The sequence below is a fragment of the Allomuricauda sp. CP2A genome (genome assembly GCF_001683915.1).
In the GTDB taxonomy this organism is placed as follows: domain Bacteria; phylum Bacteroidota; class Bacteroidia; order Flavobacteriales; family Flavobacteriaceae; genus Flagellimonas.
The window spans coordinates 1-7,486 of sequence record NZ_LXTT01000057.1 but is presented as its reverse complement, the minus strand read 5'-3'; the positions used below and the strand labels follow the sequence as shown (position 1 = coordinate 7,486).

The following is a 7,486-nucleotide window of genomic DNA, read 5'->3' as shown; positions in this document are numbered from 1 at the left end:
ATCATGATGATCTTCCTGCTAATGTGGGTGGGGGCGTCACCGGCCTCAACGGGAGGGGGCATAAAGACCAATACCTTCGCAATTGCCACCCTGAATTTTTTGAGCCTGGCCAAGGGAAAATCAAGGATTGAGGTCTTTCGCAGGGAGATTTCCGAGATCTCTGTGCGACGTGCCTTTGCCGTAATAGCATTGTCCCTACTGGTAATAGGCTCTGGCGTTATACTGATTTCCATTTTTGACAGCGACAAAAAACTGATGGATATCGCCTTTGAATGCTTTTCGGCATACAGCACCGTTGGTCTGAGTATGGGAATAACCGCAAAGCTGAGCGCTGCCAGCAAATTCGTCATCATCGGGGTCATGTTCATCGGCAGGGTCAGCATGCTCACTTTGTTGATTGCAGTGTTCAAAAAGGTAAAGCAGAAAAATTATAAGTATCCTGTTGAGGAACTTACCATAAACTAAAAGAACTGATTATGAAATATATCATTGTGGGACTTGGAAGCTTTGGCGCATCTCTTTCGGAAAAGTTGACCGAACAGGGCAATGAAGTTATTGGTATCGATACGAACATGAACCGGGTCGACAACTACAAGGAGCGTATCTCCCATACAATCTGTATGGATGCCACTGATGAATTTACGGTTTCGGGCCTACCTTTGGAGGACACCGATATGGTCATTGTGGCCATTGGTGAGGACAAAGGGGCCAGTGTGATGGCCACTGCCCTTTTTAAGAACTTTCAGGTTAAACGCCTGATCAGCAGGTCCATTGATGAACTTCATGAAAAGGTTTTGCACGCTATTGGGGTGGATGAAATAGTACACCCAGAGGAGGAATCAGCGGAACGGTGGGCCAAAAAATTGTGTCTCAAAGGAGTAGTGGATTCCTTTGAGTTGAACGATGATTACAGTATTGTCGAGGTAAAGGTTCCCACTAAGCTCCATGGCAAAACCATAAGGGAGAGCAATATAAGAGAGGAATACAATTTATTGGTATTGACCACAATTGCCAACACCGAGGAAAGAAGCGTGGTGGGCAAGACCCGAAATGTCACTAAGGTAAAAGGGGTCGCCAATCCCGATAGTATGCTTAACAAAGATGACATCATTGTGGTCTATGGTTCCAACAAGGACATCAAAAAATTTCTTAAAGATGATTAGGGCAAAGTATAATTTCGTTCTAGCAATGTTGACTGTACCATTGTTCACGGCCTCATGCAAGGACAGGGACTATGAGCAAATGCTTATGGAACGACAACGGGTTGAAGATTCTTTGTCCAATACTATTGAGGGCAAGACCTCAAGTATTCCCAAAGACCATTTTGAGACCATTGTTTTTGAAGGCTGTGAATACTTGGTTTATAAAGAGGAGCCTGATTCCAATTCGGCATTCGGGTTTATGGCACATAAAGGGAATTGTAGCAATCCCATACATGTTTCAAATCCCGAATAAGCTCAAATCATTGGGTTCAATGGGTATGGCACCATAAAAATCCGTTATGCTTTTGACCATGGAACCACGATTCGGTATAAACATTTAAAATAGGATGTCCTTTTAGTTCAAATTTTAACTACACTTGTTTTGTCTGGAAGGGCTAACAGAGATTGAAGAATTATTAGTGTAGTCGATATTCATATGAGAACGGATACCAGTAAGTAAAAGAAAAAACAACGATAACTGTGATATTAATGACTAGTTTGATTTCTTTTGGGATATGTTTATTTCAAAGTGTAGAATTCTCAGAAAAAGATATCATTTTGGATGTACATAAGGAGTATCACATCATTACCCTTCGGTCGTAAAATAGGGATAGTAGGGATCAACTACGACTTTTTTCCGAGAAGAAACAAAGAGATGCATGGTTAAAATTCATTTGATTTTATTAAACTTAATTTATAATTTTAAAATATTTGTGATTAAAATCCGTTACGGATAAAATTCATTGGGACTTGGAATTTCAATTTAGTAAACCAACCATATCCATATAGGCAACATGCTTCAGAACTTAATTCTTTACCAGTGACGTTTGGTTATCCAACCGTTTCGATTATCCCAAACTTCTTAAACCAACCTCAAAGGAATGTCCCCCATCCTAGATGCTTCCAGTTTATCGGAAGACCATATTTTTGATTTTTGTCCACACCCCATGTGGATTTATGATTTTGAGACACTTCGTTTTCTAAAGGTCAATGATGCTGCTATCCAACAGTATGGCTTTACAAAAGGCCGTTTTCTCCGTATGACCCTTAAAGCCATTAGACCTAAAGAAGATATTCCCAAGCTACAGATAGCCATTGAGAATGCCAAAGGTAGAAAGGATACCTACAAAGAAGGCTTTTATCGCCATAAGAAAAAGGATGGTACGGTTTTCCCGGTATTCCTAAAAGGCAATCTCATCCAATACAAAGGTAGAGCAGCTGAACTTGTCATAGCCATGGATATTTCCGATACCGTGGAGTACGAAAAAAGGTTGCTTTCCCAAAACCGACTTTTCCAGGCCATTTCGGATATGAACAACAATTTGATTCGAAACCCGGATTGGTTGAAAGCATTGGATGTTTGTTTTACATTGCTTTTGGAGACCTTGAAAATCCACCGGGTCTATTTCTTTCGGAGCGATTCAAAACATGATAGGATCACGTTAATGAAAATTAAGACCGACAGGGACCCTAAAATAAGTTCCGATCCCGATGGTTACCCTGCCTTGCCCTTTCCCCTTCTGCAGCACCTTATTGGGCGTTTGAGGAAGGGAAGGGTCTTTTCGATGAACCGATCGGAGGTCTCCGAACCCAATCTTGCGGAAACCTTGAAAACAGAAAGCCTAAAGTCATTATTGGCTCTTCCTGTTTTTTCATCTGGCACTTTCAGGGGGTTTATCGGCTTGGAGGACCATGATATGGAAAGGAAATGGACGAAAGAAGAAGTGCAATTGTTGAACACACTTACCACAAATCTATCCCATTTGATCAATCAATCGGATGTGTTGGACAAAGTGAAGAACAGCGAAAGTAGGTTCAAAAGTCTTGTACTGAATGGAACCGATCTGATCTCCATCGTGGATACGGACGGGATCTACCGTTATGCTTCCCCATCTTTTAACAACCAATTGGGGTATTCAACCCATGATTTGATGGACACTTGTTTTTTTGATCGATTGTCCAAAGACGATATACCACGGTTAAGGAAGGCCCTCGAAATGGTACAAGAGGTCGAACATGTTGAGATCGAACCATTCCGATTCAAACATTCCAATGGAACCTGGAAGTGGATCGAATCCATTTGGAGCAACCATTTGGCCACGCCCAACATTCAGGGGATTGTCATGAATTCCAAAGATATTACCGAAAGGATGAGGTCCAAATTGAAAAAAGAGCTTTGGCTGGACCTCGTTAAAGCTTTTGGAAAAAAGGGAAACCTTCGGGACGGCCTTGATGCCATCATGGAAAAATTGGTCGAAGTGTGCGAAATACAAGCCGCTGAGGTGTGGTTAAAATCAAGGGACGGGGCCAAATTTAACCTGCTAGGCCAAGCCAGCAGTGGGAAGAGTGGGGAACTTTTTTTGAAGCAACCCATGCCTGTGGATTATTTTTCAATGGAGAAGGGAATACAAGGCAAAATCGAACGGGCGAATGCATTGATGATCTGGGATGATTTTGACAAGAACCCAGAATTTGTTCGATCAAATTTCGCCAAAAAGTTTGGGCTCAGAACCTGCATTGGCCTACCCATACTTTCGGGCCAAGAATCCATTGGATGTCTCCTTTTATTTGCAAAGAAACCAAAAGTGGAATTGAATGATATCTTATATCTTGTTGAGGGAATTGGCCACCAAATAGGTGGGACCATCAAACAAAAAATGGTCCAAGCGGAATATTTGGAGTTTTTTGAGCTCTCACCGGATCCCTTTTGCATCATTGGTTTTGATGGGAGAATAAAACAGGCCAATAAAGCCTTCTCCAAGGCAATAGGCAAAAATCAAACACAAATTGTGGGAATGGCATTTGAAGCCTTTATCCATGCATCCGATCAGGACAAATTGGACCAAGTGTTGCCCAATCGCCGAGGTTCGGGAAGAACTGATGGTGTTGAAATGCGTATGTTGACCAAAAACAATACGGAAAAATGGTTCATATGGTCAAGTACTGCCAATGTTGACCATGAACTTGTATTGGCAGTAGCCAAGGATATCACCGACCAAAAGCAACTTGAGCATTCTTTAAGGGTTTCAAACACCAGACTCAACCGGGCACATCGAATAGCTAAAATTGGTTATTGGTATAGAAATTTCGGTTCGGAACTTAGCGAGTGGAGCCCGGAAACCTATGGGATTTTTGGATATACCCCTGAAAATTTCCTTCCGACCATGGAAAATGTCACCAAAGCCTTCCACCCAGAAGACCGATACCTTATCGAGGAAAATCCCAACATCCATTTGGAACCAGGCGTCATTACAAAATTTGAACATAGGATCATCACTGGTAACGGGACCGTTAAATGGGTGCACCAAGAAATCCAAATGGCCATCGATGAATCCTCAGGGGAACCACTGCATATTGAAGGAACGGTCCGGGATATTACCCAAGAGAAGGAGTATGAATTGCAATTAAGGATAAGTAGGGAACGGTTCCTATTGGCCATGTCGGCCAGTAAACAGGTCATTTGGGAACTTGACCATCAATCCAAAACCTTATTATATTGCCAAGTTATTGATCGAGTGGAGGAACGAATAACCAAACAGCCCTTTGAAATAGACAATGATTGGTTCAAAAGAATCCATCCAAAAGACAGGGAACATGTCTGGAATACCCTAGAAAACCATTTGTACGAGTCTGAAAAGAAGGATTGGGCCATCGAGTATCGGACCATATCCGAAAACGGCTCCATAGGTTATGTTCTGGATAGTTTTTATGTCCAGAGGGATTGCCACAATAACCCTATTAAAACCATTGGTTCAGCAATGGATGTTACAGAGGCAAGGGAACAAATGGAAAAAATTAAGGATCAGAACAAAATGCTTACGGAAATTGCCTGGCTGCAGTCACATGCCATCCGTTCGCCCCTGACCAGGATCATGTCCCTATTGATCCATCATAGAAGCTATGGAGAAGAAGTTTTCTCAACAAAGGACCTGTTGGATATTATTTCAACCTCCATCGATGAAATTGACCGTGAACTACATAAAGTAATAGAGATAACCAATAAAAATTTTCAAAATGACAAAGGAAATATTATTGATCGATGACGATGCCATCACCAATTTTTTAAATCAAAATTTGATCGAGCAGAAAATAAAGGGCATTCCCATTACCATATTCTATAACGGTCTGGAAGGTCTTAAACATATCAAGAACAATCCGGACAGGCACTATATTGTTTTTTTGGACATCAATATGCCGGTGATGAACGGCTGGGAGTTTCTTGAAGCGGTGAATTCCTTAACGGTTGAAACAAGCGTGGAGATTCATGTTTTGACGTCTTCCATAAACCCTGGGGACAGGGATAGGGCCAATGGTCTGCCTAATGTTGCTTCGTTCATTGAAAAACCGTTGGATGAACTAGCGATGGAGTCATTTATGGTGGCGAAGTTAAAAAAGCCACTTTGATTTCAGTAAAGGACCGTTCACGGATATATCTATATCCAGTGTTTTTGCAGTTTCCCAGCAAATGCAGTATATACGGTATGCCTTATTTGTAGAGAATCAACATCACAACACGGCATTTGGTTTTTGCGCCTTTTTCATTTTCAATGAATAGCAAAGACCTAAAACATTGGCGTTTTTGAATAAATGGCTTCTGTTTCATGTTTTAGGCATTATTTTCAAGAAGCTTTAAATGTATTTTAGAGCTAAATTCTTATTTATGGACCATAATTTTACGTTGTCCAAGTGATTGACTTTAAAGAACTTTTGGGCTACCATGGTTTTCAACACGCATCTTTGGACTCGAGCTTCACCTATTGTCGTTCTTAGCAGAATATAACCCCCCAATAAAAATTTCCATTGTGCGGCCTACATTTCCCATATCATTCTTGGTATAAAAATTGTGGCCTTATGAACAAAGATTAAATTAAAAAGTTCCGTATTGTTTTTAACGAAATATTTTTCTTCATCAACATTACCTCAAATCGACCCCTTATACAGAAGGATCATACATTTTTCAAAAAAATATAGAATAGCTTACTGTGAATCTTTAATGTTTCGTACGAAAGAGGAAATATCAAAGTCAACATGCAATCAGAAAAAGAAAGAACTCATTAAGATATTAAAGGCATCCAAAAGGGAATTCAAAAAGCTCAAAAAGTAACCATACCGTCCGGGACTACTATCCATGTGTACTGGTTATTAATTGTCCCAGCCACACACTCTTGCCATGTTGGTTTTTTATATAATTTCCACCGTTTGAAAAGAACACAGGCCTGGCCATCGATTAAGGTCCCGGAACCGGTTCACTAACTCAAACATCCTCGATGAAAGCATTTTTGACAATTGGCCTGTTGGTCATGAGTAATTCCTTATGTTAATGGCCTGGTGGAAAGGACGGATACTGAGAACCATTAAAAACGGGAAAATCATCCCACTTAATATTTCACTCCGATATACTGTATAACTGCATGTTATTACCTGTTTAACTATGCTCATTTTTTTCTGGCTAAGGTTGTATACACAATCCGTTTTTTTCCAGTATAGGACAGATTTGCAAAACCACCTTGATTTTAGAATTAATTAAATATGAATCAATAACTTATATATAATTTTAACATATCCACTTTTTTCCGTTTCCAATGATATCCCGCCACCGTTTCTTCACCATTTAAAGTTCCATCTTTATAGTGGTGCAAAAAAGTATTATATTGCATCACCAAATTAAAGTTTATGGAAACAGTTAGAAAATCGATCACTTTTACAAATCAACAAGATGGTTGGATAAAGCTTAGGGTTCAATCAGGTGATTTTACCAATGACAGTGAATATATAAGGGATCTGGTAAGAAAGGATCAGGAAGAGAACATGAAGCTCTTGGAGCTTAAGGCGGCAATCGATGAAGGTTTACAAAGCGGCAGAAGTAATCTGAAAATAAGTGACATTATCGCAAAAGTTGATAATGGGGAACTATAATTTATCCACAAGGGCCCAATACGACTTAGTTGGCATATATAAGTATGGAATAAAGTTTTTTGGCCCTGATCAGGCTACCAAGTACTTATTGAATTTGGAAAGTTTTTTGGAGGAACTGGCCGGACGTCCAGAATTGGCAAAAGATGCATCGACCATTTCCGGCTCATTAAAATACTACAGCTATGAAGCCCATGTCATTTTCTACCAATTCGATGGCGTTGGCGAGATTTTTATCGTTAGGGTTCTGGGCAAACGCATGAATTTTGTCAAACACCTTTAAAGTTCAAATAAATTATTACTGCACCAATAAAATTCCATTTTAAATAACCAACTCTATAAATACATATTTATTACATAAAGCATATGAC

At 40.1% G+C, this 7,486-nt stretch carries 7 protein-coding genes; all 7 read left to right on the top strand.

What is annotated here, in order from left to right; all coding sequences use genetic code 11:
* On the top strand, positions 1-465 hold a 465-nt coding region (locus A7D14_RS07140), incomplete at its 5' end, for a potassium transporter TrkG (protein WP_141673273.1).
* Between the two features lie 11 nt (positions 466-476).
* Positions 477-1,163 (top strand): potassium channel family protein, encoded by a 687-nt coding sequence (locus A7D14_RS07135; RefSeq protein WP_067032071.1) that lies wholly within the window; start codon positions 477-479, stop codon positions 1,161-1,163.
* 25 nt (positions 1,164-1,188) lie between these two features.
* Positions 1,189-1,455 (top strand): hypothetical protein, encoded by a 267-nt coding sequence (locus tag A7D14_RS07130; RefSeq protein ID WP_067032068.1) that lies wholly within the window; start codon positions 1,189-1,191, stop codon positions 1,453-1,455.
* Positions 1,456-2,083: 628 nt separating this feature from the next.
* A complete protein-coding gene (locus A7D14_RS07125; protein ID WP_067032065.1) occupies positions 2,084-5,245 on the top strand; it encodes a PAS domain S-box protein in 3,162 nt (1,053 codons plus the stop codon).
* Positions 5,217-5,606, top strand: coding sequence for a two-component system response regulator (locus A7D14_RS07120; RefSeq protein WP_067032062.1), 390 nt, complete (start codon positions 5,217-5,219; stop codon positions 5,604-5,606). Before A7D14_RS07125 ends, A7D14_RS07120 begins: the two co-directional genes overlap by 29 nt.
* A gap of 1,269 nt (positions 5,607-6,875) precedes the next feature.
* Positions 6,876-7,118, top strand: a complete 243-nt coding sequence (locus tag A7D14_RS07115) for a type II toxin-antitoxin system ParD family antitoxin (protein ID WP_067032059.1) — start codon at positions 6,876-6,878, stop codon at positions 7,116-7,118.
* The gene (locus tag A7D14_RS07110) at positions 7,105-7,398 is read left to right on the top strand and encodes a type II toxin-antitoxin system RelE/ParE family toxin (RefSeq protein ID WP_067032056.1); all 294 of its coding nucleotides are present in this window, start codon (positions 7,105-7,107) and stop codon (positions 7,396-7,398) included. The genes A7D14_RS07115 and A7D14_RS07110 overlap by 14 nt, the downstream gene beginning before the upstream one ends.
* The last annotated feature ends 88 nt before the right edge of the window (positions 7,399-7,486 follow it).

Excerpts from the sequence above, each read along its gene's own strand:
- A7D14_RS07135 (WP_067032071.1), top strand. The coding sequence starts at position 477 with ATGAAATATATCATTGTGGGACTTGGAAGCTTTGGCGCATCTCTTTCG.
- A7D14_RS07130 (WP_067032068.1), top strand. The coding sequence starts at position 1,189 with ATGTTGACTGTACCATTGTTCACGGCCTCATGCAAGGACAGGGACTAT.
- A7D14_RS07125 (WP_067032065.1), top strand. The coding sequence starts at position 2,084 with ATGTCCCCCATCCTAGATGCTTCCAGTTTATCGGAAGACCATATTTTT.
- A7D14_RS07120 (WP_067032062.1), top strand. The coding sequence starts at position 5,217 with ATGACAAAGGAAATATTATTGATCGATGACGATGCCATCACCAATTTT.
- A7D14_RS07115 (WP_067032059.1), top strand. The coding sequence starts at position 6,876 with ATGGAAACAGTTAGAAAATCGATCACTTTTACAAATCAACAAGATGGT.
- A7D14_RS07110 (WP_067032056.1), top strand. The coding sequence starts at position 7,105 with ATGGGGAACTATAATTTATCCACAAGGGCCCAATACGACTTAGTTGGC.